The sequence below is a fragment of the Sinorhizobium sp. FG01 genome (genome assembly GCF_002531875.1).
GTDB lineage: Bacteria > Pseudomonadota > Alphaproteobacteria > Rhizobiales > Rhizobiaceae > Sinorhizobium > Sinorhizobium fredii_C.
Genome location: NZ_NWTB01000005.1, coordinates 20,490 through 46,069, shown reverse-complemented (window position 1 = coordinate 46,069; position 25,580 = coordinate 20,490). Strand labels below are relative to the sequence as shown.

Sequence of the window (25,580 nt, the reverse complement as noted above, 5' to 3'; positions counted from 1 at the left end):
CGACACGTGGGATCACTGCAACTCCAATCCATCCGCAAGGCCTATGGCGGCCATGAGGTGCTGAAGGGCATCGACCTCGAGGTGAAGGACGGCGAATTCGTCATCTTCGTCGGCCCGTCGGGCTGCGGAAAGTCGACCCTGCTCCGCACCATCGCCGGTCTCGAGGACGCGACCTCCGGCAGCGTGCAGATCGACGGCGTCGAGGTCGGCCATGTGGCGCCGGCCAAACGCGGCATCGCCATGGTCTTCCAGTCCTACGCGCTTTACCCGCACCTGACGGTGAAGGACAATATGGGCCTGGGCTTAAAGCAGGCCGGCGTGCCGAAACCCGAGATCGAGGAGAAGGTCGGCAAGGCGGCCGGCATGCTGTCGCTAGAGCCCTATCTCGCCCGCCGTCCGGCGGAGCTTTCAGGCGGCCAGCGCCAGCGCGTCGCGATCGGCCGGGCCATCGTGCGCGAGCCGAAGCTGTTCCTCTTCGACGAGCCGCTGTCGAACCTCGATGCGGCGCTGCGCGTCAACACGCGCCTCGAAATCGCCCGGCTGCACCGCAGCCTTAAGGCGACGATGATCTATGTCACCCACGACCAGGTCGAGGCGATGACGCTCGCCGACAAGATAGTGGTGCTGAACGGCGGACGCATCGAGCAGGTCGGCTCGCCGATGGAGCTCTATAACCGGCCCGCCAATCTCTTCGTCGCCGGCTTCATCGGCTCGCCGCAGATGAACTTCATCGACGGCGAGCGGTTCGGCGACGGCGAGGCCAAGACCGTCGGCATTCGCCCCGAACATATCGGCCTGTCGCGCGAGAGCGGCAAATGGAAGGCGAAGGTGATCCATGTCGAGCATCTCGGCGCCGACACCATCGTCTATCTCGAATCCGACGAGGTCGGGCCGCTGACGGTGCGGCTCTTCGGCGAACACCGCTACGCGGCCGACGACATCGTCCATGCCACCCCGGTGATCGGCGGCATGCACCGCTTCGACAGCGAGGGGCGGGTGATCAATTCCGGGCAGTAGGCGCAATCCAAGTTACGCTCGAAAGCGGCTCGGGGTTCAAGAGGGAGGGGCATGCGATACCGCGCTCGCCCCGTTCATGCGGGTCCGCATTCTCGGGGGCCTAAGACGACATTGGCGTGGCAGCAGATGCGTGCCCCTCCTGGGGAGGGTCGCTCTGAAGCAATCACACATGCGTGATCAACCAAGGGCCGAAGCGACGAAGAGCCTGGGGCAATTGGCTTTTCTGCGGTTCCCCGCCTGTCGCCCCAGGCGGTTGCACTGCGCCCGAAATTAACATACATTCCTGTTTGTATATTAGCTTTCCGGTATCTTCCTTCGATTCCGGCTCCGCTTCATCTCCCTGACGGACCGCGCGGCAGGCGCCGCGAGACGGTCCCTTTGCATATTGGACATTGCGATGCATATGACCCGACCGATACTGGCCGCCTCGCTGACAGCCGTGCTGCTTCTCGCCGGCTGCCAGAAGAACGACGAGCAGGCCGCGGCCCCGGCTTTTCCTCCGGCGGCGGTCGCCGTTTTCACGACCGCGGCGGAGCCTTTGCCGATCACCAACGAGCTGCCCGGCCGCATCACGCCGACGCGGATCGCCGAGGTTCGGCCGCGCGTTACCGGCATCGTCGTCGAACGGGTGTTCGAGCAGGGCACGATGGTCAAGGAAGGCGACGTGCTCTACCGGATCGACCCGGCGCCGTTCCAGGTCAAGGTCGACAGCGCCGAGGCGACGCTGCAGCGGGCAATTGCCGTGCGCGACCAGGCCAAGCAGACCGCCGACCGGCAGTCGCGGCTGAAGGAGGCGCAGGTCGCGGCCGTCCAGCAATATGACGACGCGATCGCGACGCTCGCGCAGGCCGAGGCCGACATCGGCATTGCCGAGGCGGGCCTCGCGGAGGCGAAGCTCAACCTCCAATACGCCAATGTGACTGCGCCGATCAGCGGCCGCATCGGCCGGGCGTTGATCACCGAAGGTGCGCTGGTCAGCGCGAGCGACACACAGAACCTCGCAACCATTCAGCAGCTCGATCCCGTCTATGCCGACTTCACCCAGTCGGCGACCGACCTCATCCGTCTGCGCAAGGCGCTTCAGGACGGCCAGCTGATCAGCGGCAAGAACGAGGCGGAGGTGCAGCTCATCCTCGACGACGGCACGCCCTATGGGTTGAAGGGCCGGCTGCTCTTCTCCGAGGCGGCGGTCGACGCGACCACCGGCCAGGTGACGCTGCGCGGCGAATTTCCCAACCCCAACAACGATCTGCTGCCGGGCATGTATGTGCGCGTGCAGATCCAGCAGGGGCTGGAAAAGGACGCGATTACTGTCCCGCAGCAGGCGGTGCAGCGCAACAATGCCGGCCAGTCCCAGGTCTATGTCGTGACCGCCGACAAGAAGGTCGAGTTCCGCAACGTCACGCTCGGGCGAACCGTCGGCGAGCGCTGGCAGGTTACCGCGGGCCTCAGGGCCGGTGAGAAGGTCATCGTCGAAGGCTTCCAGAAGATCGGCCCCGGCGCTCCCGTCGAACCCACCGATTGGAAGCCGGGCGCCAAGCCCGGAACCGAACAGCAGAGTGCGGCGGCCGCCGGCGACAAGTCCGCCACCGCAGTGAAGTGAGAGCCTACCCATGCCCAGCTTTTTCATCGACAGGCCGATCTTTGCCTGGGTGGTGGCGATCTTCATCATGGTCGCCGGCATCATTGCGATCCCGCTCCTGCCCGTGTCGCAATATCCGGACGTCGCGCCGCCGCAGATCTCGATCAACACCACCTATCCCGGCGCCTCGTCGCAGGACACCTATCAGAGCGTCACGCGGCTGATCGAGGATGAACTGAACGGCGTCGAGGGCCTGCTGTACTTCGAATCGACCTCGAGCGCGTCGGGCTCCGTCGAGATCAATGCGACCTTCGAGCCGGGCACCGACCCCAGCCAGGCCTCGGTCGACATCCAGAACCGGGTGCAACGCGTCGAACCGCGGCTGCCCGATTCGGTGAAGCAGCAGGGCGTCCAGGTGGACGAGGCCGGCTCCGGCTTCCTTCTGATCATCTCGCTGACCTCGACCGACGGATCGATGGACGCGATCGGTCTCGGCGACTATCTGAGCCGCAACGTCTTGAGTGAAATCCAGCGCGTTCAGGGCGTCGGCCGCGCCCAGATGTTCGCGACCGAGCGCTCGATGCGCGTCTGGCTCGATCCGGACAAGATGCTCGGCCTCAACCTGACCGCCGCCGACGTGACGGCGGCCATCCAGGCGCAGAACGCCCAGATCGCCTCGGGCTCGATCGGCGCCCAGCCGAACCCGATCACCCAGCAGATCAGCGCCCCAGTGGTGATCAAGGGCCAGCTTTCGTCGCCGGAGGAATTCGGCGCCATCGTGCTTCGGGCGAACGCCGACGGCTCGGCCGTCCGGCTGCGCGACGTCGCCCGCATCGAAATCGGCGGCGAGAACTATTCCTTCTCGACCCGCCTCAACGGCAAGCCCTCGGCCGCCATCGCCGTGCAGCTCTCGCCGAGCGGCAATGCGATCTCGACCTCGCAGGCGATCAAGGCGCGCATGGACGAGCTCGCCGAGTTCTTCCCGCCGGGCCTCGAATATTCAATCCCCTACGACACCTCGCCCTTCGTCGCCGTCTCGATCCAGAAGGTGGTGGAGACGCTCGTCGAAGCCATGGTGCTCGTCTTCCTGGTGATGTTCCTGTTCCTGCAGAACATCCGCTACACGATCATCCCGACGCTGGTCGTGCCGGTCGCCCTGCTCGGCACCTGCGCGGTCATGCTGGCGATGGGGTTCTCGATCAACGTCTTGACCATGTTCGGCATGGTGCTGGCGATCGGCATTCTCGTCGACGATGCGATCATCGTCGTCGAGAACGTCGAGCGCATCATGTCGGAGGAAGGGCTGACGCCGAAGGAGGCGACCCGCAAGGCGATGAAGCAGATCACCGGCGCGGTGATCGGCATCACCCTGGTGCTCGCCTCGGTGTTCATTCCGATGGCCTTCTTCCCGGGTGCCGTCGGCGTGATCTATCGCCAGTTCTCGCTGACCATGGTGGTTTCGATCCTATTCTCGGCCTTCCTTGCCCTGTCGCTGACGCCGGCGCTCTGCGCGAGCTTCCTGAAGCAGGTCCCTAAGGGCCATCATCACGCCAAGCGCGGCTTCTTCGGCTGGTTCAACCGCAGCTTCGACCGGACCTCGCGCGGCTATACCGGCATGGTCGGACGCCTGGTGACGCGCACCGGCCGCTTCATGATTATCTACCTCGCACTGCTCGGCGGCCTCGCCTGGGCCTTCATGCAGCTCCCTTCGTCCTTCCTGCCGGACGAGGACCAGGGCTTCGTCATCGTCATGATGCAGCTGCCGTCGGAAGCGACCGGAAACCGCACGACGGAGGTCATTGAACAGGCGGAGCATATCTTCGGCCAGGAGCCGGCGGTCGACACGATCGTCGCCATCAACGGCTTCTCCTTCTTCGGCACCGGCCAGAACGCGGGGCTAGCCTTCGTGACGCTCAAGGACTGGAGCGAGCGCGACGCCAACAACGCGGCCCAGTCGATCGCCGGCCGCGCAACAATGGCGATGAGCCAGATCAAGGACGCGATCAGCTTCGCGTTGTCGCCGCCGGCAATCCAGGGCCTCGGCACGACCGGCGGCTTCTCCTTCCGGCTGCAGGACCGCGCCGGGCTCGGCGAAGCGGCGCTGGCTGAGGCACGCGACCAGCTTCTCGGTCTTGCCGCCCAGAGCAAGGTGGTGACGGGCGTTCGCTTCGAGGGCATGCCGGACGCGGCCCAGGTCAGCGTCAACATCGACCGCGAGAAGGCCAACACCTTCGGCGTGACCTTTGCCGACATCAACTCGACGATATCGACCAATCTCGGCTCGTCCTATGTCAACGACTTCCCGAATGCCGGCCGCATGCAGCGCGTGACGGTGCAGGCGGACGAGAACGAGCGCATGCAGACGGCCGATCTCCTGAACCTCAATGTCCGCAACTCGAACGGCGGCATGGTGCCGCTGTCGGCCTTCGCCAATATCGAATGGGTCAAGGCACCGACGCAGACGGTCGGCTACAATGGCTATCCGGCGGTCCGCATCAGCGGCGAGGCGGCTCCGGGCTACTCCTCCGGCGATGCGATCACCGAGATGGAGCGGCTGGTGGCTGAGCTTCCGCCAGGCTTCGGCTATGAATGGACCGGACAATCGCTGCAGGAGATCCAGTCGGGCACACAGGCGCCGCTGCTGATCGCGCTCTCCTGCCTGCTCGTCTTCCTGTGCCTTGCGGCGCTCTACGAGAGCTGGTCGATCCCCGTCTCGGTCATCATGGTCGTGCCGCTCGGCGTCATCGGCGCGGTGCTGGCGGTGATGATGCGCGACATGCCGAACGACGTCTACTTCAAGGTCGGCCTGATCGCGATCATCGGGCTTTCGGCGAAGAACGCCATCCTGATCATCGAGTTCGCCAAGGAGCTGCGCGAACAGGGCAAGCCGCTGATCGAGGCGACGCTCGAAGCCGTGCATCTGCGCTTCCGCCCGATCCTGATGACCTCGCTCGCCTTCACCCTCGGCGTCTTGCCGCTCGCGATCGCGACGGGCGCGAGCTCCGGCAGCCAACGCGCCATCGGCACCGGCGTCATGGGCGGGATGATCTCGGCAACGGTGCTGGCGATCTTCTTCGTGCCGGTGTTCTTCGTGTTCGTCATGAAGATCTTCGGGTGGAGAAAAGCAAGGGGCGCGGCACCTGTGGCCGCATCCGAGAGTGCCACACCCGCCGAGTAAGCGTATCAACGGCCCGCCCTCACCGGCGGGCCGTCCAGCAAGGAGAATGACATGCGCCGAACCAAGGCCGATGCCGAGGAAACCCGAAAGAAGATCCTGAGCGCCGCCGAGCGCGTCTTTTACAAGAAGGGTGTTTCGGGCACGACCCTCGACAAGGTTGCCAGCGAAGCGGGCGTGACCCGCGGCGCCATCTACTGGCATTTCGCCAACAAGACCGATCTTTTCCTGGCGCTCTACGATGCGGTGCCTTTGCCGCAGGAAGACATGATCGCCCGCGAGATCGAGACCGAGGCCTCCGACACGCTGGCGATCGTCGAGGCAGCGACCGGCGACTGGCTCGAAATGCTTGCGGTAGACGAGCAGCGGCAGCGCGTTCTCGCAATCATGCTCCGGTGCGACTACGACAATGAAATGTCCGCCGTGCTCGACCGCCAGAAGGAGATGAAGGAGCGCCACACCGCCATGCTCGAACTCGCCTTCGCCCGCGCGCTCGAGCGCGGGCAATTGCGCGACAACTGGACGCCGACTTCCGCCGTCCGCACGTTGCACTGGATGATGACGGGCCTCTGTACCGAATGGCTGCTCTTCGGCCGCCGTTTCGATCTCGCAGCCGAGGGGCGCGACGCCCTCAAGCGCCTCTTCGCCAGCTTCCGGCAGACTCTTCCCGCCCAGTCCGCCGCCTGAAGCGAACAGAAACCTCAGGCCGTCAGCATGCTTGCGGCGGCGCCAACGAGGTCCTGCTGGGTAGCCGGCTTGTCGACCACCACCGCGCCGTCGCATTTCCGTTGCATCGCGTCGGGCAGCGCTTGTCCGCTGTAGAACAGGAAGGGGATGCCGCGTTCGGCCAGCAGATCGCTGACATTCTCAGTCGTCGCATTCCCGAGGCGTATATCAAGCACGGCGAGAGAAAGCGGCTCGTTTCTGGCCGCATCCAAGGCGGCTTCCAGCGTCATGCATGGCCCGACAATGTCGGCGCCGGCGTCGCGGAATGCGGCCTCCATGTCGAGCGCGATCAGAAGCTCGTCTTCGGCGACCAGAATTCTGGCGCCGGCAAGAGGCAGGTTATGATCAGCTTTCCGCTCCATTTTGCGGGCTCTCCGGGAGCTTGATCTCGATTGTGCAGACGACGCCGTCTGGCCGGAAATCACGGTGCACCGTCGCTCCTGGCAAGCTCTTTTCGATCAACACGCCGCCGAAACCCTGTTCGGCCGGCGATTCGACCGGCGGACCACCGCGTTCCTCCCAAGTAACCGCCAGCCGCCGGTCCTTGTTCCCCACCTTCCAGCGGAGGCTGACCTGCCCGTCTGCCGTGGCGAAAGCGCCGTATTTGGCAGCGTTGGTGGCAAGCTCGTGAAGGACGAGACCGAAGGGCGTGGCGATATCCGGCGTCAGCATGACCGGCTCTCCCTCTATCTGCAGCCTGCGCCCGTCGGTGCCCGTGTGGGCCTCGAGCTGGCTGAGCGCCAGGGCGCCGAGCTCGGCCCCGCTCCATTCCGAATCGACGAGAAGCTTGTGAGCGCTCGCCAAGGCGTCGAGGCGCCCTTCAAAACGCTCGACGAAGTCCTCGCTCGAATGAGTGGTGCGCAAGGTCTGGCGCGCCAAAGATTGCACGACGGCGAGCGTGTTCTTCACGCGATGGCTCAATTCGTTCAGCAACAGCTGCCGGCGCCGTTCCCAGCGCTTGCGATCGGTGATGTCGCGGGTGCTTTCCAGGACAAGCCGACGGTCGCCGAGGGGAACGAGCTCGATCTGGCTTTCCACCGTCAGCACCTGGCCGTCTTTCGTCGTGTGATGCAATTCGCCGCTCCAGCGGCCGGTTTCGAGCAGGGTTTTCCTCAGCTTGTCGAAGGATGAGCCCGGAACGGCAGTCTTGAGGAGCTGTTCTTTCTGCTTGCCGAGGGCTTCCTCGCGCGAATAGCCGTAGAGCTCTTCGCTGCCGCGGTTCCACTGCTTGATGCCGTCGTCGAAGTCCCAGACGAATATTGGCGAGCGAGACAGCTCGACCAGGCGCATTTCCTGGTCGAGGCGCTGTTCGCTTTCCCTCACTGCCGCTTCGGCATGACGGCGCTCGGAAATGTCGACAACGGTCGCGACGACGCCATCAATCTTGTCGTCGATCGTGCGATAGGGACGCATTCGCACAAGATACCAGCCGTTGTCGTTGCTCTTGATCTCGCGTTCGATCGGCGCAAGGTTCTCTAAGACCGAGCGCGCATCCTCGGCCAGGCCGTCATATTTCAGATGATGGGTAAAGTCGGTGATCGGCCGTCCTTCGTCATTCTGGGTGACGTTGAAAATCTCCATCAGGCGCGGCGTGAAACGCTTGATACGGAGCGACGGGTTGAGGAAGAGCGTCGCGACGTCTGTTGCCGACATCAGGTTCTGCAGGTCGCTATGGGCTCGCGAAACGCTTTCGAGCTTCAGCTTGAGCTCGTTGTTGGCGGTCTGCAGCTCTTCGTTGATCGACTGCAGTTCCTCCTTGCTCGTCTCGAGCTCTTCCGCCGTCGACCGATACTCCTCATTCATCGACTGAAGTTCTTCGTTGGCGGCACGCAGTTCCTCCGTGGCCGCCTCCGATTCTTCCCTCGTCGCGCGAAGCCGACTTTGCGCAAGTTGCAGTTCTTCCTGCAGTTGCCGCACGGCCTGCGTGGACGGAGGATGGCCGTCCACCCTCTCGGCGGGACCTGCGGATGGGTCGATCACATCGCCTTCGATGAACAGCACCAGGGCATGCCGGGTCGGGTCGCTTCCGTGGAGGACCGGCTTCACCTGAACGTAGACACGATGCGGCTGCCCGTCGAGTTGGGCGAGGATCGGCATGCTCAGGGTCGCTTCGTTCCGCTCGAAGGCGCGGTGGAGCGCTGCCCGAAGGTCGAATCGGAACTCCTCGCGCACGAGGTCCGTCGCATCGGTACTGACCGGCCCGCCCGATGGCCGTAGAAAGCGACCGGCGTTCTCGGAAAGATGTATGGCGCGATGGCTTTCATCCACGAGCATGCTCGGCGGAGCGATCTTCTCGAGCATCTGCCTGTGCAAAGCGACGTCGCCGATACTGCCGGTCGGCATCGGCGGCCGCGCGCTACTCGGCGCTCGCTCCAGCCCATGGTGGGGACCGACCAGCACGGGTAGAACCGGACGCCGGTCGCCGGCGCCTGGCACCGACCTGTAGATGCGTGCCTCGCGATCGACCATGCGGAAGAGCCCGTTCGGGTTGTCGGCGCTTTCCGACGATCCGAGGAAAAGGAAGCCTCCCGGATTGAGGGCGTAGTGAAAGATGGTGCATGCCTGCTGCTGGAGCTGTCGATCGAGATAGATCATGAGGTTGCGGCAGGAAATCATGTCGAGATGGGAAAAGGGCGGGTCTCGGAGCAGACTGTGGCTGGCAAACAGAACGACATCGCGCAGTTCGCGGCGCACCCGGTAGTGATCGCCTTCACGCTGGAAGAACCGCCGCAATCTTTCCTCGCTAAGGTCGGTTTCGATCGTCACGGGAAAGCGCCCTTCACGGGCGATCGCGAGAGCGCCTGCATCGAGATCCGAGCCGAAAACCTGAATCTCCGGCGCGAGCTCGCGACGCGCCGCCTCCTCGAGGAGGAGGATGCCAATCGTATAGGTCTCCTCCCCCGTCGCGCAGCCGGGAACCCAGACCCGGATGCTGTCACCGGCCTCCTTTCCGTCAAACAATTGCGGAATGACTTTATTCGCAAGCGATTTGAAGGCCTCCGGATCGCGAAAAAATGTCGTAACCGATATTAGAAAGTCGCTGAACAGCGCCTGCGCTTCCTCCACGTTCTCGCGCATATAGGCGTAGTAATCGGCGAGCGTCTCCTTCCTGGTCACCTGCGCCCGCCGTCCGATGCGCCGAAGAATGGTGGCGCGCTTGTACTGCGAGAAATCATGTCCGGTCCGCACGCGCACATGCGCCAGGATCCGCCCGAGGAGGTCTTCATCGCCGGATAGCACATGGCCGGGAGGAAGGTGGTCGCGGCTGGCCAGCAGTTCGCTGAGCCTCTCGGGAAGTTCGCGGATGGGAAGGACGAAGTCGGCGACTTCCGTGGCGATGGCATTGCGAGGCATCGAAGCATATTCCGCCTCGCGCGGATCCTGCACGAGCACGATGCCGCCGGCCTCCTTGATGGCCTTGACGCCGATCGAACCATCCGCCCCTGCGCCGGTGAGAACGACGGCGAAACCGGTTCCGTGCTGCTCGGCAAGCGACCGAAAGAAAACGTCGATCGGAGCGCGGGCTGCACGGGGCTGCTCGAATGGAAGCGCGGAGATGGAGCCGTCGGCGATCTTCAGCCGCCGATTTGGCGGGATGACATAGACGTGGTTGCTTTCCAGTTCCGCCTGGTCCTCGATCTGCGTCACAGGCATCTGCGTGCGAGACGCCAGGATGCTGGCCAGTTCGCTCCGGGAGCGCGGATCAAGGTGGATGATGACAACGAAGGCCGCACCGGTATCGGTCGACATGTGTTCGAAGAACGTCTGAAGTGCCTGCACGCCCCCTGCCGAGGCTCCGATGCCAACTATCGGCGGATCGAATTTCTGATCCATGCTCAATCTCCCCGACAACGTTGCCCGATCAGCCACGCTCTTGGCTCGACGTGTCTTCCACTCCGGATTCGGATTTTGCGGCCATTCTACTTCGAAAGGCGACTCCAGTGTAATTTGTTATGACAGCGGATCAAGCGGCCCAACAGAGGTGTTGGGAAAATCTTCCCCCTTACTCTTGCCATGGGGCACGGCACAATCCGACCGTCGAACCTATCCGCACGTGGAACGTTGTGGGAAGAATGGAGCATGCCATGGGCAGCCGCGACGTAATTGCTATTGGAGGGTCGACGGGGGCAATTGGCGCCGTCAAGCAGCTGCTTCGCGCGCTTCCTCCCGAATTCGCCGCCACCCTATTCATCGTCATTCATGTCGGCGCGCGCGGAAAGAACCTGCTCTCAGAGATCTTCAAGGAACACATCGCCGTTCCAGTGACGACGGCGAGCGACGGCGAGCGGATCGAAGCCGGTCATGTCTATGTCGCGCCCGCTGACCATCATCTTCTCGCCGTAGACGGTATCGTCAGGCTCGGCCGAGGACCGCGCGAGAATCTGGCTCGACCGGCGGTCGACCCGCTCTTCAGATCGGTTGGCATGACTTACGGCACCCGAGCCGTCGGAGTGGTCCTGACGGGGATGTTGAACGACGGCGCGGCGGGTCTTGCCGATCTCAAGCGCTGCGGCGGCGTAACCGTGGTGCAGAACCCGCAGGATGCGGCTGCACCCGACATGCCGCTCGGAGCCCTGAAGGCGAGCGACGTCGACTATCGCGCTTCGCTTGCGGATCTGCCTCAGCTGCTCGTCCAGCTCACGAGCGAGGCGGCCGGGCCGCCGGTTGCTATACCGGATGACCTCAGACTCGAGGTCGATATTGCGCTGGGCCGGCAGATCGACCCTGAAGCGATCGCCACCATTGCCGACGCCGTTCCCCTGTCCTGCCCCGCTTGCGGAGGCGTTCTTTCACAGATGAAGAGCTGGCCGCCGCTCCGCTTCCGTTGTCAGGTCGGTCATGCCTATACGTCAGATACGCTGGCGGCCGAGTCGGAGGGTTCCGTCGACGAGGCGATGCGGGTGGCGCTGCGGATCATCGAGGAAAGGGTGACACTCTGCGAAAAGATGGCCGACGATGCGCGGCGCAGCGGTCGAGACGCCGCAGCCGCCGCCAACACCCGGCGGGCCGACGAGGGCCGCGAGCATGCGGAAACCTTGCGCCGTGCCATTCTCGGCAAGACCGCCGGCGCGGCCGGCGAGGTCGAGGATGCGTAGCACTGCCACGAGGCTGCCCCTCATCCGCCTGCCGGCACCTTCTCCCCGCAGGCGGGGAGAAGGGATAAGCGGCACCGCCTCAATCCCCTCTCCCGCAAGCGGGGAGAGGGTTAGGGTGAGGGGCCCTTGTGCGGAGGGCGACCCGGCAGCGGCTGTCAAAGGCTCCTAATGCGCCTCGTCCCAATTCTGCGCGGCGCGCGCGTCGACCTTCAGCGGCACCTTCATGTCGAGCGCCGGCATCGCGGCATTCTCCATCACCGACACGATCACCGGAAGCGTGCGCTCGATTTCGCTCTCCTCGACCTCGAAGATCAATTCGTCGTGGACCTGGAGCAGCATGCGGGCGGAAAGCTTCGCCGCTTCCAGCGCCGGTCCCATCTTCACCATCGCCCGGCGAATGACGTCGGCGGCCGAGCCCTGGATCGGCGCGTTGATCGCCGCGCGCTCGTTGAAAGCGCGGTGCGAGGGATTGGAGGAGCGGATGTCCGGGTAGTGGGCGCGGCGGCCGAAGATCGTTTCGACATAGCCGTGCTCGCGGGCAAAAGCCTTGGTGTTCTCCATATAGTCGCGAATGCCGGGGAAGCGCTCGAAATATCTCTTGATGTACTCGCCCGCTTCCGAGCGCTCGATCGAAAGCTGGTTGGCGAGCCCGAAGGCCGAGATGCCGTAGATGATGCCGAAATTGATCGCCTTGGCGCGGCGGCGGATCTCGCTCGGCATCCCCTCCACCGGCACGCCGAACATCTCCGATGCGGTCATCGCATGGATGTCGACGCCATCGGCAAAGGCTTGGCGAAGCTGCGGAATCTCGGCCACATGCGCCAAGACCCGCAGCTCGATTTGGCTGTAATCGGCCGACACCAGCCTGTGGCCCGGGGTCGCGATGAAGGCAGTCCGGATCTTGCGGCCCTCGGTGGTCCTCACCGGAATATTCTGGAGGTTCGGCTCGGAGGAGGAAAGCCGCCCCGTCGTGGTGGCGGCGAGCGCGTAGCAGGTGTGGACGCGCTTCGTCTCCGGATGCACGAAGCCGGGCAAGGCGTCGGTGTAGGTCGATTTCAGCTTGGTGAGCTGGCGCCAGTCGACGATCTTGCGCGGCAGTTCGTGTCCGACGGCGGCAAGCTCTTCGAGCACCGAAGCGGAGGTCGACCATTGACCGGTCTTCGTCTTCGAGCCGCCCGGCAAGCCCATCTTGCCGAACAGGATGTCGCCGAGCTGCTTCGGCGAGCCGATGGTGAAGGTTTCGCCGGCCAGCCGGTAGATCTCGTCTTCGAGCGCTGCGGCGCCCTGCGCCAGTTCGCCCGAAAGGCGCGAGAGGATCTGGCGGTCGACGGTGATGCCGCGCTCCTCCATCTGAGCCAAGACAGCGACCAGCGGCCTTTCGAGGCGTTCATAGACGCGCGTCAGGCCCTTGGCGGCCAGCCGCGGCTTCAATACATGCCAGAGACGAAGCGTCACCTCCGCGTCCTCGGCGGCATAGGCGGTCGCCTTGTCGATGTCGACGAAATCGAAGCTCACCGACGCCTTGCCGGTGCCGGTGACGTCCTTGTAGGGAATAGGCACGTGGCCGAGCCAACGCTCGGAAAGCGAATCCATGCCGTGCCCGCCATTGCCGGCATCGACCACATAGGACATCAGCATGGTGTCGTCGAAGCTCTGCAGGACGATGCCGTGCCGCTTCATGACCAGATAGGCGTATTTCAGGTTCTGGGCGACCTTGAGCACCGACGGGTCTTCCAGCAGGACCTTTAGCCGGCTCAACGCCTCGCGCGCCGGCACCTGGTTTTCCACCATGCCCCCGCCCAGAAGATCGCTTACGCCGTTCCTGTGGATCAGCGGCACATAGGCGGCGCGGATGGTACCGCCCAGGGGATTGTTGCCGTAATCGGCAAACGCCATCGAAAGGCCGACGAGCTCCGCCCGCATCGGGTCGAGCGAGTTGGTTTCCGCATCGAAACCGAGGACGCCCGCCTCACGGGCATCGGAGATCCAGCGGTCGAGGGTTGCGAGATCGCGGATCGTCACATAGGCCGAATGGTCGAAAGGCGCCTTGGCGAAATAGTCGGCGCGCGCCTGCGCCAGCTCCTGGGGCGTCGCTCCGGTGACATAGGCGTCACCCTTGCCCGTGAGGAAGGAAACCGCAGCCTTGGCGGCAGTGCCGCGCGGCGGCGAAGCGCTCGACGATGCCGGCGTCGGCGGCGGACCGGCCGCCTCGCCGACGTCGAGATCGGGCCCGTGCGCCTCGGCGCCCCATTCGACCGGCACATGCGCCGGTTCGATCGCCTCCGCATCCGTCTCGGTCGCCGCGGCGACGCGGCGCGTCAAAGTGTTGAATTCCATCGTCTTCAGGAAGGCGATCAGCCTCGGTCCGTCCTGCGAATCGAGCCGCAGATCCTCGAGCGGCACGTCGAGCGGCGTGTCCTTCTTCAGGGTGACGAGCTCGCGCGACAGGCGCGCCTTCTCGGCATTGGCGATGATCGCCTCGCGCCGCTTCTGCTGCTTGATCTCGCCGGCCCGCGAAAGCAGCGTGTCGAGGTCGCCATATTCTTCGAGGAGCTGGGCCGCCGTCTTCGGGCCGATGCCGGGAATGCCCGGAACATTGTCGGTGGAATCGCCGGTCATCGCCTGGAGGTCGATCATCTTCTCGGGCGGCACGCCCCATTTCTCGATGACGTCAGGAATGGTGATCTGCTTGTCCTTCATGCTGTCGTACATCGACACATTGGCGGTCACCAATTGCATGAGGTCCTTGTCGGAGGAAACGATGGTGACGCCGGCGCCCGCTTCCTCGGCGAGCCGCGCATAGGTGGCGATCAGGTCGTCGGCCTCGTAGCCTTCCTTCTCGATGCAGGGCAGGTTGAAGGCGCGGGTGGCGTGGCGGATCAGCCCGAATTGCGGGATCAGGTCCTCCGGCGGCGCCGTGCGGTTCGCTTTGTACTGGTCGTAAAGCGTGTTTCGGAAGGTCTTGGAGGAATAATCGAAGATCACTGCGAAATGGGTCGGCGTCACGCCGACCGACGTGTCGCGCGCATCGGTCAGCAACTTCCAGAGCATGTTGCAGAAGCCTGCCACCGCATTGACCGGAAGCCCGTCCGACTTGCGGTTGAGCGGCGGGATGGCGTGGAACGCCCGGAAGATGAAGCCCGAGCCGTCGACGAGGAAGAGATGATCACCGTTTTTCATGCGGCCATGGATAGCGCGGGGGGAGGCAAAGGTCCATTGCGGTTTTCGCCCGAAGCCTCACGGAAACGTTACGCATTTGTAATGTGCGGGCGGGCCGGACAATCCTTGAAAAGCCACATTTGAATCCTCAAATCAAGGTGAGCGGCACTGAAACGATGCCGTCGTCTGGTGATTGGCCTGTCCCCCGCCCGCACCAGATGTGGACAAAGGCCTCATCCCCCTCTCCGGGCCTTTGTCCCGCTTTCACGAAGCCGCTACGGCGCCGCCTCCGCGCCGTGGCGGTTTTTGTTTGGGGCTACTGCATGTCTCCTTGGATCGACCGAGGAGAAAGACATGCAGCAATCCAAAGTGCTACAGCGACCTTTGCGCGGCTGATAAGACGCGCGCCGCTGTAGATCCCACTCCATCGCCTGCTTTGTAACTTGTCTTCATGCCGATTCGGGCCTACGCATGGGCATGGCCTTCGATCGTATGGACTCCGCGACATATCTGGCCAGCCTGCTGGCAAGGAGCTTCTCGCGCGCGCTGCAGCAGCGGGCACAGAAGCTCGGTTTCGCCCCGGGGCAGTTTCCCATTCTGCTGGAACTGTGGGCCGTAGACGGGCTGACTCAGAAGCAGCTTCTCGACCGCCTCGACATCGAACAGGCGACCATGGCCAATACGCTCGCCCGGATGGAGCGCGACGGACTCGTCATCCGCCGCAAGCATCCGAACGACCGGCGCTCGCAGCAGATCTTCCTGACGGAGCAGGCCCGGGGCATGGAGGCGGCGGCGAAGGAGGCGGCACTGGCGGCGGAGCAATCCCTGCTCTCCGGTTTCCGGCGCTTCGAGAAGGAGCTCATGCTCGAATATATGCGCATGGCGCTCGCCAATGCGGCGCGCAGCGGCGACGCCTCCTGACTGCCATCCGGACAATTTGTCGTTGCATCAAAAGATTTCGCTTAAAGCCGCCTCCATTCGATTCTAGGTTCGCCCGCGAAACCCACAAAGGATTCGCATGATGGCAGACATCACCCCCGTGCTCGAGCGCGCCGACGCAAACCTTCCTGAGAGCCTTGAGCGGCTATTCGATCTCGTCCGCATCCAGTCCATCTCGACCGACCCCGCCTTCAAGGCCGAGTGCCGCAGGGCGGCCGAATGGCTGGTGGCCGAACTCCAAGCTCTCGGCTTCGAAGCCGCGGTGCGCGACACGCCCGGCCATCCGATGGTGGTCGCCCATCATGCCGCCGCGAAAGCGAGCGCCCCGCATCTGCTCTTCTACGGCCACTACGACGTCCAGCCGGTCGATCCGCTCAACCTCTGGGAGGCTCCTCCCTTCGAGCCGGGGATCAAGGAACTCGAGCCCGGCCGGAAAGTGATCACCGGTCGCGGCACCTCCGACGACAAGGGGCAGCTTATGACCTTCGTCGAGGCAGTGCGAGCCTACAAGGAGACGCAGGGGGCGCTTCCCTGCCGCATCACCATTCTCTTCGAAGGCGAAGAGGAATCCGGCTCGCCCTCGCTGAAACCCTTCCTCGAGGCGAATGCCGCCGAGCTCAAGGCCGACTATGCGCTGATCTGCGACACCGGCATGTGGGACCGCGAGACGCCGGCGATCTCGGCGGGCCTGCGCGGTCTCGTGGGCGAAGAGATCATCGTCAAGGCGGCGGACCGCGACCTGCACTCGGGCCTTTTCGGCGGGGCCGCGGCCAACCCGATCCACATTCTCACCGACATCTTGGCCGGATTGCACGACAAAACCGGCCGCGTGACACTCGACAATTTCTATGACGGCGTCGAGGAGACGCCGGCCGAGATCAAGGCGAGCTGGGAAATGCTCGGCCGCACGGCGGAGAAATTTCTTGGCGATGTCGGTCTTTCCATTCCCTCCGGCGAGAACGGGCGCTCGGTGCTGGAACTGACCTGGGCGCGCCCGACTGCGGAGGTCAACGGCATCACCGGCGGATATACCGGCGAAGGCTTCAAGACGGTGATCGCCGCGCAAGCCTCCGCCAAGGTCTCCTTCCGCCTCGTCGGCGACCAGGATCCGGCAAAGATTCGCGAGAGCTTCCGCGCCTATGTCCGCTCGAAGATTCCTGCGGACTGCTCGGTCGAGTTCCACGGCCATGGTGCTTCGCCGGCTATCCATCTTCCCTACGACTCGGCGCTTCTCACCACCGCCAAGACGGCGCTCTCCGCCGAATGGCCGAAGCCGGCGATCGTCGTCGGCATGGGCGGCTCCATCCCGATCGTCGGCGACTTCCAGAAGATGCTCGGCATGGAATCGCTGCTCGTCGGCTTCGGCCTCGCCGACGACCGCATCCACTCGCCCAACGAGAAGTACGAGCTGACATCCTTCCACAAAGGCATTCGCTCCTGGATCCGCATCCTTGATGCGCTTGCGGCATGACTCTCGTTAGCCGCTGCGAAGGCGTTCGCGGCGGCTGACCCTCAATGAAAGGACATCCAATCAGATATCCGGCCAGCGCTGCTTGACCTCACCGCGCCGGAATGCTTCCCTTTTGGAAAGCACAGAATGGGAATGGGCTGTTGGCAAGGGTGAGTATCGAGGCATCGCGTCTCCAGCGCGATTCTTTCTGCGACGGCGGATATGCCCGTTCTGGCAACGCCCTTCATGCCTGCACAAGCCGCGGTCGATCCATCGCCCTGGCGCCAGCATGACACGGCTAAAGGCATATTTCTGGCCCGCCGTGGGGCTGGCGGCAATCGTTTTTTCGGTGCGTGCGCTGGTCCATGAACTGCGTGGACTTTCACTGAACGAGTTCATTGTCAGTTTCCAAGCGATCTCGATCGGAAGCTGGTCGCTGGCCATAGGCTCGACCCTCGTCGCCTATGCGGCCCTTGCCGCCTATGACAAGCTGGCGCTCGACCATCTCGGCCACCGCATCTCGATCTGGTTCATCACGCTCTGCTCGTTCACGACCTATGCGCTGTCGCACAATCTCGGCGCCTCGGTGTTCTCCGGCGCCGTGGTGCGCTATCGCGCCTACCGTTCCAAGGGGCTGACGCCCGGCGAGATCGGCATTCTCGTCGCCTTCTGCTCCTTCACGTTCACCCTCGGCACGCTGATGCTGTCGGCAATCGTGCTGCTCGCCAAGCCGGACATCATCGAACGCTTTGCCGAGGTGCTGCCGATCGAGATGTCGCTGACGACGGGCGGCCTGCTCCTGACGTTTATCGGTCTTTACATCCTCGGGAGCCTGGTAGGGCTTCGGCCGCTGCGCACCCGATGGTTCCAGCTTCACTACCCGCGGCCGGCGATCGTGCTCCGGCAACTGGTGATCGCCCCGGTCGAACTGCTGGGCGCCGCCGGCATCATTTACTTCGCGCTGCCGGAAGCCGGCAATCCCGGCTATGTCGTCGTTCTCGGCATCTTCCTCGCCTCCTTCTCGGCGGCGCTGCTCTCCCACGCGCCGGGGGGGCTCGGCGTGCTCGAACTCGTCTTCATCGCCGCACTGCCCGAGATGGATCCGGCCGACGTGCTGGCGGCGCTGGCAATCTTTCGGCTGCTTTATCTTTTGATCCCGTTCGTCTTGGCGCTTGTCATCATCTTCGTCTTCGAGCATTCGCGCTTTCTGGAGCAGCGGGACGCGAAGGGTCGTAGCTGAGATCGCCGGATCGGGAGCCTTGCCCCTCATCCCGCTGCCGCGATCTTCTCCCTGCATGCGGGTCGAAGGGGTATGCCGCGCCGGCTTCCGTTCCCTCTCCCGTCATTACGGGTGAGCGGCAAATGCAAGCGCCCTCAAGGCGCGTTGCACTCTCCCGGAATCGCCTCGTCGATCGGTCCCTCTGCCGCCTCGAGGCGCGCCGTCTCGATCTGGTAGGGTGTGAACGGCGGGACCTGCGGCGAGGGATTGATGATCCGTGCGACATAGCAGCCGGAGAAGAAGCGGATCTTGCCTTGCTGCTCGACCGACTTGATCGCCACCGGCACGGCCGAGTAGATGCTGCCGGCGGCACCCTCGGTCGTCACCTTTCCGATCCGGATGTCAACCGATTCGGTCTTGGCGTAACCATCGGCGAAGGCCTTGAACTCGCCGACCGGCTTCGAATCGCCGAAATAGGCATAGGCCCTGGCATATTCCTTGCGGTTGATGGCGTTATAGAGCGAGCGAACGAGCGCCGCCCCGTCGGAACGGTCGTCGACATAAGGGATGGATTCTTGCGCCCTGACCTCGGCGTTCAACGCCGCCAGGGCTGCTGCCAATAATGGCAGCATGATCGAACGAAGCCTCATCGTCTTCCTTTCACAAGGATGAACATGGCCGGCCGAATCGCCGACCAAAGGCCCGTAGGATTGGTCATGATCACGACGATTTTGAGTTGAGGCGACCGAACCGTCCTATGCCGGCGGCAGTCCCGCCTTGCGCCTTGCGACCACCCGCTCGCGCCAGACGGTGAAGATGCCGGCCGCCACTACCAGCAGCGATCCGAGGATCATGTTCGCCGTCAGGGTCTCTCCGAAGATCGTCACACCCATGATCGAGGCGAAGACGAGCTGAAGATAGGTGAGCGGCTGCACCGCCACCGCATCGAGCAGGTCGTAGGCGCGGATGAGGAAATAGTGGCTCAGGCTGCCGGTGACGCAGAGGAGGATCATCCACACCCAGTCCGGACCGGACAGCGTCGCCCAGAAGAACGGGCCGACGAGGCTGATCGCCGCGGCGCCGACGACGCCGGTGTAGAAGAAGCTGGTCATCGCCGAATCCTCGCGGCTGACGAGCCGCGTCGTGATCGCATAGACCGCGAACATCAGCGCGCCGGCGAGCGGCAAGAGGAAATCGACGTCGAACGTTCCCTCTCCCGGCTTCAGGATCAAGAGTACGCCGACGAGGCCGGCCGTGATCGCCGACCAGCGGCGCCAGCCGACGCGCTCGCCGAGAAGCGGCATCGACAGCAAGGCGACGAAGATCGGCGTGGCCGCCAGGATTGCCTGCGAATGGGCAAGGCCCACTACCGTGAAGGCGGTGATCACCACGACGATCTGCGCCGGCAGCAGCACGCCGCGCGATATTTGCAGCAGCGGCCTCTTCGTCACCGCGGTGGCGCGGAGCCCTGCCGGCGACCGCCACGCCAGCGTGACGGCAAAGGCGGCAAAGGCCCAGTAGCGGATCATCGCCACGAAGACCGGCGGATAGTTGGAGCCGAGATGTTTGGAAAGCCCGTCCTGGATCGAGAAGATGACGATCGCCAGCAGCGCGAAGACGTAGCCGTTAGCCTTGGGTCCCATGGGCTCGTCGATACACGCGTCCAGCAGCTTAAACCACGACTTTCTCGGGGCGCGCGCCACAGTCGCTGCGAGAAGCGGGTGCGTTGACAGAAAAAGACCCCGAGCCGGGAGGAGGTGGCGTCGGGGTCTTTCAAACTTGGCCGGTTCCTGGGAGGAGGAGTGAAACCGACCCGCATCGGGCGCCGCGGGAGGAGGTGCAGCGCTTCGATGAGGATGATCATAAGTCATTCCGGCTGATTTAATAGCGACAATGTTGCATCGCAGCATTGCAGTGAATGCAAGGCGGGCGAATCATCGGCCGCGTGACCGGCGTCTCGGCGCGCTGTTCCAGCCAGCCGCTCCCGGATACGCTCGCGATTGACTGTCATGGCCTCGGAGGTCGGATTCCAGTCATTGCACCATTCCGAGGGGAAACCGCTGAGCAGGTCTTCGGCCTCGCGATAGGTCGGCCGATAGCCACGCCGCTGCATTTCCGCGATCAGGCTCGCCTGCCGCTTGGCGAGGTAGGAAAGCCGGCTGTAGAAGAACCGGACATGGCCCTTGCCGAGCGTATAGGCGGGCGGATTTCGTGGATCGCCCGGGGTCTCGCCGCGCGCGATGGCCGCCCGCACGAGCGCAAAGACGCGCGGCAGTTCGCGATATTCGGCGAGCAGATGCGGGCCACTCAGTTCCGAAGGTGGAATGCAGTTTATTCTGGTCACTGGCGCCGATCCGTTTTCCTGGAACGCCGGGCCGCGGCCGGTCCTCGCATTCCATATCTAGTGTTATGCCTGTCGGGCACAAGGCCGCCGCAGCGGCATTGCCAATGGCAGGAAGCGCGGCCGGCGCCGCCAAGGTTTTGAAGGCGTTGGGTTTTTCCCAGCGTCAATTCTTAACTCCCCCTTAAATTGCCGCATTTACAGTCGAGGGATCGGCATGGAGCGGAGCGGCAGGACCGGCGCCGCACGACAATCGCGCCGCCGGTGTCGCCTGGAGCGACGATCAACCGGTTCGGCTTCAGGGGACAATCCTTCCGGCATGGCGAGCAGAAACTCAGGGCAGCGGATCGAGCCTTCCTTCGGCGGCGACTACGATGACGACGACGATCTGCGGGTCGATGCGAGCGATCGCGTCAGCGGCAGCGGACGCAAGGCCACGCGTGCACGGCCGAGCGGCAAGGGCGGCCGCGAAACGCGCAGCCGGCGCAGCCGCGGCGGCGGGTCCGGCGGCGGCTTTTTCGCCCCGCTGCGGCGGCTTGCCTATTGGTGCGTCGTGCTCGGCATCTGGGGGGCGATCGGCGTCGGCGGGCTGGTGCTCTATTACGGCGCGCGCATGCCGAGCGCGACGAGCTGGTCGATCCCGGAACGGCCGCCGAACGTCAAGATCCTTGCCGTCAACGGCGACATCGTCGCCAATCGCGGCGCCACCGGCGGCGAGGCGCTGGCGCTCGAGGACATGTCGCCTTACATCCCGCAGGCGGTGATCGCCATCGAGGACCGCCGCTTCTATTCGCATTTCGGCGTCGACCCGCTCGGGCTGGCGCGCGCCATGCTGACCAATCTGACGAGCGGCCGCATGGTTCAAGGCGGCTCGACGCTGACGCAGCAGCTTGCCAAGAACCTGTTCCTCTCGCCGGAGCGGACGCTCGAGCGAAAGGTGCAGGAGGTGCTGCTCGCCTTCTGGCTGGAGCAGAAATACACCAAGGACCAGATCCTGGCGATGTATCTCAACCGCGTCTTCTTCGGCTCCAACGCCTATGGCGTCGAGGCAGCGTCGCGGCGCTACTTCAACAAGTCGGCGCGCGACGTCAATCTCGGCGAGGCGGCGGTGCTGGCCGGCCTCTTGAAGGCGCCGTCGCGGCTTTCGCCGGCGCGCGACCCTCAAGCCGCCGAAGCGCGCGCCCAGGTGGTGCTCGGCGCCATGCGCGAGGAAGGCTTCATCAGCGATGCCGAGATCAAGACGGCGATGTCGCAGACGCCGACCCGGGCGAAGAGCTTCTGGTCGGGCGCCGAGCATTATGTCGCCGACATGGTGATGGACCAGCTTCCCGGCATGATCGGCGAGATCAAGCAGGACCTGATCGTCGATACCACCATCGATCTGACGCTCGAGAAGAAGGCCGAGGAGGTGATCGCCGCCACCCTCGACGGGGAGGGCGGCAAGCTCAACGCCTCGCAGGCGGCACTCGTGTCGATCGACGGCACCGGCGCGATCCGGGCGCTGGTCGGTGGCCGGGACTATGCGGAGAGCCAGTTCGACCGGGCTTCCAAGGCCAAGCGCCAGCCGGGCTCGGCCTTCAAGCCCTTCGTCTATGCGGCGGCGCTCGAAATCGGCCGCAGCCCCATGTCGGTCAGGAACGACGCGCCGGTCAGGATCGGCAATTGGACGCCGGAGAACTACGACCAGAAATATCGCGGCGAGGTGACCCTTGCCGATGCGCTGGCCAATTCGCTGAACACCATCGCCGCCCAGCTCGTCATGGAGGTGGGACCGCCGAACGTCGTCAAGCTCGCGCATCGCCTCGGGATCGATTCCGAAATGCAAGCCAATGCATCGATCGCGCTTGGCACGTCCGAGGTCACGCTCGTCGAGCTCACTTCCTCCTACGCACCCTTCATGAATGGCGGCTTCAAGGCGACCCCGCATGTCATCCGCCGCATCTCCACCGCCGACGGCACGGTGCTCTACGAAAACACCTATGACAACCCGCCGCGCGTGCTCGACCCGGCGATCGTCAGCGAGATGAACCGGATGATGGTGCGGGTGCTGACCGACGGCACCGGCAAGAAGGCGCGGCTGCCCGACTGGGAGGCGGCCGGCAAGACCGGCACGACGCAATCCTTCCGCGACGCGCTCTTCGTCGGCTATACGTCGAATTTGACCACCGGCGTCTGGTTCGGCAATGACGACGGCAAGTCGATGAAGAAGGTGACCGGCGGCGGGCTGCCGGCCAAGGCCTGGCACGATTTCATGGTCGCCGCCCATCAGGGACTTTCGCCTTCGCCGCTGTTCGGCACGACCGGTGTCCAGCCGGTCTTCGACGAGACCGGCCCCGTCGCCGGCGGCGAGGCCCTGCCTGACCGCTTTGGTGATCCCGCAGCCTTTCCGGAACGGCCAGCGACAATGGACGGTGCAGTCGCCGCCGATCAGTCCCGCCCGATGGAAGAGCCGGCGGGCGGCCCCATCCCGCCGGCAGGCGTCGGAGAGACGACCGGCGCGACCCGGCGTACCACGCTTTTCGAGCTCCTGACCGGGGGTTGAGCGCGGCGCACACCGCAAGGCCAGCCTGACGGATCGCTGGCGCACCTATCGCGCGCGCCGGTGCCCTGTTCAGGACCGCGGAGAGGCGGCTTGCTTTTGCCCCTGATCCGCCCGCAGAATGCCTTGCAGTCCGAAACGCCGGTCCTTATATACGCCGCATCGGCGCAGCCGCGGCTGCGATGAAATGCAAATGACCATCCCGTTAGGGGCTGTCCCATGAATGCCTGACCGGGTTCCGACAGTCCGCTGCAAGGAGAGAACGACATGGCTAAAGTTATTGGTATCGACCTCGGAACGACCAACTCCTGCGTCGCCGTGATGGACGGCAAGGACGCGAAGGTAATCGAAAACGCCGAAGGCGCACGCACAACCCCGTCTATGGTGGCTTTTTCCGACGACGGCGAACGTCTCGTCGGCCAGCCGGCCAAGCGCCAGGCGGTCACCAACCCCGAAAACACCCTTTTTGCGATCAAGCGCCTGATCGGCCGCACCTTCGAGGATCCGACCACCCAGAAGGACAAGGGGATGGTCCCCTACAAGATCGTCAAGGCCGACAATGGCGACGCCTGGGTCGAGGCGCACGGCAAGAGCTATTCCCCGTCGCAGATCTCCGCGATGATCCTTCAGAAGATGAAGGAAACCGCCGAATCCTATCTTGGCGAGAAGGTCGAGAAGGCCGTCATCACCGTCCCGGCCTATTTCAACGACGCCCAGCGCCAGGCCACCAAGGACGCCGGCAAGATCGCCGGCCTCGACGTGCTGCGCATCATCAACGAGCCGACCGCGGCAGCACTCGCCTACGGCCTCGACAAGAAGGAAGGCAAGACGATCGCCGTCTACGACCTCGGCGGCGGCACCTTCGATATTTCCGTGCTTGAAATCGGCGACGGCGTCTTCGAGGTGAAGTCCACCAACGGCGACACCTTCCTCGGCGGTGAAGACTTCGACATGCGTCTCGTCGAGTACCTGGCTGCCGAGTTCAAGAAGGAACAGGGCATCGACCTCAAGAACGACAAGCTCGCACTGCAGCGCCTCAAGGAAGCTGCCGAAAAGGCGAAGATCGAGCTGTCGTCCTCGCAGCAGACCGAGATCAACCTGCCGTTCATCACCGCCGATGCGTCCGGTCCGAAGCACCTGACGATGAAGCTGTCGCGCTCCAAGTTCGAGAGCCTGGTCGAGGACCTGATCCAGAAGACCATCGCGCCGTGCAAGGCGGCCCTCAAGGATGCCGGTGTGTCGGCTGCCGAGATCGACGAAGTCGTTCTCGTCGGCGGCATGACCCGCATGCCGAAGGTCCAGGAAACCGTGAAGCAGCTCTTCGGCAAGGAGCCGCACAAGGGCGTCAACCCGGATGAGGTGGTCGCCATGGGCGCTGCCATCCAGGCCGGCGTGCTGCAGGGCGACGTCAAGGACGTGCTGCTCCTCGACGTGACGCCGCTGTCGCTCGGCATCGAAACGCTCGGCGGCGTCTTCACCCGCCTGATCGAGCGCAACACGACGATCCCGACCAAGAAGAGCCAGGTCTTCTCGACCGCCGACGACAACCAGTCCGCCGTGACGATCCGCGTCTCGCAGGGCGAGCGTGAGATGGCGGCCGACAACAAGCTGCTCGGCCAGTTCGACCTCGTCGGCATTCCGCCGGCACCGCGCGGCATGCCGCAGATCGAAGTGACCTTCGACATCGACGCCAACGGCATCGTCCAGGTTTCGGCCAAGGACAAGGGCACCGGCAAGGAGCACCAGATCCGCATCCAGGCCTCGGGCGGCCTTTCCGACGCCGACATTGAGAAGATGGTCAAGGACGCCGAGGCCAATGCCGAGGCCGACAAGAAGCGCCGCGAAGCGGTCGAAGCCAAGAACCAGGCCGAAAGCCTGATCCATTCTTCCGAGAAGTCGCTGAAGGAATATGGCGACAAGGTTTCGGAGACGGATCGCAAGGCGATCAGCGACGCGATCGCGGCGCTGAAGACCGCCGTCGAAGCGTCCGAGCCGGACGCCGAGGACATCAAGGCGAAGACCAACACGCTCATGGAAGTCTCCATGAAGCTCGGCCAGGCGATCTATGAAGCCCAGCAGGCCGAAGCGGCGCACGCGGATGCGGCCGCCGACGCCAAGCGCGACGGCGACGATGTCGTCGATGCCGATTACGAGGAAGTCAAGGACGAGGACGACCGCAAGCGGTCGGCATAAGGTTCGCGTCCTCGGACGAACAGGGCCCGGGAGCGATCCCGGGCTTTTCTGTATACCGAGACCTCGCCGTGACATGAAAAGCCGGCCGATGAGGCGGGTAGGCGAAGGCATCACGAGGCGATAAGGACGGGAAATGGTGCGGGA

At 64.2% G+C, this 25,580-nt stretch carries 16 protein-coding genes; 10 read left to right on the top strand and 6 right to left on the bottom strand.

Translation table 11 applies throughout. The annotated features are described in order from the left end of the window. Nucleotides 1-6: 6 nt before the first annotated feature. From CO656_RS08300 to CO656_RS08285, 4 genes are all read left to right on the top strand, one after another. Entirely contained in the window at nt 7-1,017 is a 1,011-nt protein-coding gene (locus CO656_RS08300) for an ATP-binding cassette domain-containing protein (RefSeq protein WP_037422535.1), read from the top strand. 397 nt (nt 1,018-1,414) lie between these two features. Next, complete coding sequence (locus CO656_RS08295; RefSeq protein WP_097525649.1) at nt 1,415-2,620, top strand: efflux RND transporter periplasmic adaptor subunit; 1,206 nt, start codon at nt 1,415-1,417, stop codon at nt 2,618-2,620. A 10-nt stretch (nt 2,621-2,630) separates the two neighbouring features. Continuing rightward, on the top strand, nt 2,631-5,777 hold the full coding sequence (locus CO656_RS08290) for an efflux RND transporter permease subunit (RefSeq protein WP_097525429.1): 3,147 nt from the start codon (nt 2,631-2,633) through the stop codon (nt 5,775-5,777). Nucleotides 5,778-5,828: 51 nt separating this feature from the next. Beyond that, nucleotides 5,829-6,461, top strand: coding sequence for a TetR family transcriptional regulator (locus tag CO656_RS08285; protein ID WP_037422541.1), 633 nt, complete (start codon nt 5,829-5,831; stop codon nt 6,459-6,461). Between the two features lie 14 nt (nt 6,462-6,475). Here the strand turns inward: CO656_RS08285 and CO656_RS08280 are convergent, their stop codons facing one another. Beyond that, nucleotides 6,476-6,862: a response regulator gene (locus CO656_RS08280; protein WP_037422544.1), complete on the bottom strand. Its 387-nt coding sequence runs from the start codon at nt 6,860-6,862 to the stop codon at nt 6,476-6,478. Continuing rightward, on the bottom strand, nt 6,846-10,334 hold the full coding sequence (locus CO656_RS08275) for a chemotaxis protein CheB (RefSeq protein WP_097525428.1): 3,489 nt from the start codon (nt 10,332-10,334) through the stop codon (nt 6,846-6,848). The genes CO656_RS08280 and CO656_RS08275 overlap by 17 nt, the downstream gene beginning before the upstream one ends. Before the next feature lie 251 nt (nt 10,335-10,585). Here CO656_RS08275 and CO656_RS08270 point away from each other — a divergent pair, with 251 nt between their 5' ends. Beyond that, nucleotides 10,586-11,596: a chemotaxis protein CheB gene (locus CO656_RS08270; RefSeq protein WP_097525648.1), complete on the top strand. Its 1,011-nt coding sequence runs from the start codon at nt 10,586-10,588 to the stop codon at nt 11,594-11,596. Nucleotides 11,597-11,761: 165 nt separating this feature from the next. On the opposite strand, the gene polA is transcribed toward CO656_RS08270, so the two are convergent. Continuing rightward, nucleotides 11,762-14,776, bottom strand: a complete 3,015-nt coding sequence (gene polA, locus CO656_RS08265; RefSeq protein ID WP_097525427.1) for a DNA polymerase I — start codon at nt 14,774-14,776, stop codon at nt 11,762-11,764. Nucleotides 14,777-15,232: 456 nt separating this feature from the next. Between polA and CO656_RS08260 the strand changes: the two genes are divergently transcribed. The 3 genes from CO656_RS08260 to CO656_RS08250 all read left to right on the top strand — a co-directional run bounded on the left by CO656_RS08260 (nt 15,233) and on the right by CO656_RS08250 (nt 18,384). Further along, on the top strand, nt 15,233-15,676 hold the full coding sequence (locus CO656_RS08260) for a MarR family transcriptional regulator (protein ID WP_097525647.1): 444 nt from the start codon (nt 15,233-15,235) through the stop codon (nt 15,674-15,676). A 97-nt stretch (nt 15,677-15,773) separates the two neighbouring features. After that, nucleotides 15,774-17,165, top strand: coding sequence for a M20/M25/M40 family metallo-hydrolase (locus CO656_RS08255; RefSeq protein ID WP_097525426.1), 1,392 nt, complete (start codon nt 15,774-15,776; stop codon nt 17,163-17,165). A gap of 268 nt (nt 17,166-17,433) precedes the next feature. Beyond that, complete coding sequence (locus tag CO656_RS08250) at nt 17,434-18,384, top strand: YbhN family protein (RefSeq protein ID WP_037422550.1); 951 nt, start codon at nt 17,434-17,436, stop codon at nt 18,382-18,384. Between the two features lie 134 nt (nt 18,385-18,518). Here CO656_RS08250 and CO656_RS08245 read toward each other — a convergent pair whose 3' ends face one another. The 3 genes from CO656_RS08245 to CO656_RS08235 form a co-directional block, all read right to left on the bottom strand. Beyond that, entirely contained in the window at nt 18,519-19,013 is a 495-nt protein-coding gene (locus CO656_RS08245) for a hypothetical protein (RefSeq protein WP_097525425.1), read from the bottom strand. A 105-nt stretch (nt 19,014-19,118) separates the two neighbouring features. Further along, complete coding sequence (locus CO656_RS08240; RefSeq protein ID WP_097525424.1) at nt 19,119-20,006, bottom strand: DMT family transporter; 888 nt, start codon at nt 20,004-20,006, stop codon at nt 19,119-19,121. A gap of 224 nt (nt 20,007-20,230) precedes the next feature. Beyond that, nucleotides 20,231-20,707 (bottom strand): pyrimidine dimer DNA glycosylase/endonuclease V, encoded by a 477-nt coding sequence (locus CO656_RS08235; RefSeq protein ID WP_097525423.1) that lies wholly within the window; start codon nt 20,705-20,707, stop codon nt 20,231-20,233. 316 nt (nt 20,708-21,023) lie between these two features. Between CO656_RS08235 and CO656_RS08230 the strand changes: the two genes are divergently transcribed. Together CO656_RS08230 and dnaK are read left to right on the top strand one after the other, a co-directional pair. Then, entirely contained in the window at nt 21,024-23,246 is a 2,223-nt protein-coding gene (locus tag CO656_RS08230; protein ID WP_097525422.1) for a transglycosylase domain-containing protein, read from the top strand. Nucleotides 23,247-23,510: 264 nt separating this feature from the next. Continuing rightward, on the top strand, nt 23,511-25,436 hold the full coding sequence (gene dnaK / locus CO656_RS08225; RefSeq protein WP_064241760.1) for a molecular chaperone DnaK: 1,926 nt from the start codon (nt 23,511-23,513) through the stop codon (nt 25,434-25,436). Nucleotides 25,437-25,580: the final 144 nt, after the last annotated feature.

Coding starts and splice junctions, on each gene's coding strand:
- CO656_RS08295 (WP_097525649.1), top strand. CDS start 1,415: ATGCATATGACCCGACCGATACTGGCCGCCTCGCTGACAGCCGTGCTG.
- CO656_RS08290 (WP_097525429.1), top strand. CDS start 2,631: ATGCCCAGCTTTTTCATCGACAGGCCGATCTTTGCCTGGGTGGTGGCG.
- CO656_RS08285 (WP_037422541.1), top strand. CDS start 5,829: ATGCGCCGAACCAAGGCCGATGCCGAGGAAACCCGAAAGAAGATCCTG.
- CO656_RS08280 (WP_037422544.1), bottom strand. CDS start 6,862: ATGGAGCGGAAAGCTGATCATAACCTGCCTCTTGCCGGCGCCAGAATT.
- CO656_RS08275 (WP_097525428.1), bottom strand. CDS start 10,334: ATGGATCAGAAATTCGATCCGCCGATAGTTGGCATCGGAGCCTCGGCA.
- CO656_RS08270 (WP_097525648.1), top strand. CDS start 10,586: ATGGGCAGCCGCGACGTAATTGCTATTGGAGGGTCGACGGGGGCAATT.
- polA (WP_097525427.1), bottom strand. CDS start 14,776: ATGAAAAACGGTGATCATCTCTTCCTCGTCGACGGCTCGGGCTTCATC.
- CO656_RS08260 (WP_097525647.1), top strand. CDS start 15,233: ATGGCCTTCGATCGTATGGACTCCGCGACATATCTGGCCAGCCTGCTG.
- CO656_RS08255 (WP_097525426.1), top strand. CDS start 15,774: ATGATGGCAGACATCACCCCCGTGCTCGAGCGCGCCGACGCAAACCTT.
- CO656_RS08250 (WP_037422550.1), top strand. CDS start 17,434: ATGACACGGCTAAAGGCATATTTCTGGCCCGCCGTGGGGCTGGCGGCA.
- CO656_RS08245 (WP_097525425.1), bottom strand. CDS start 19,013: ATGAGGCTTCGTTCGATCATGCTGCCATTATTGGCAGCAGCCCTGGCG.
- CO656_RS08240 (WP_097525424.1), bottom strand. CDS start 20,006: ATGGGACCCAAGGCTAACGGCTACGTCTTCGCGCTGCTGGCGATCGTC.
- CO656_RS08230 (WP_097525422.1), top strand. CDS start 21,024: ATGGCGAGCAGAAACTCAGGGCAGCGGATCGAGCCTTCCTTCGGCGGC.
- dnaK (WP_064241760.1), top strand. CDS start 23,511: ATGGCTAAAGTTATTGGTATCGACCTCGGAACGACCAACTCCTGCGTC.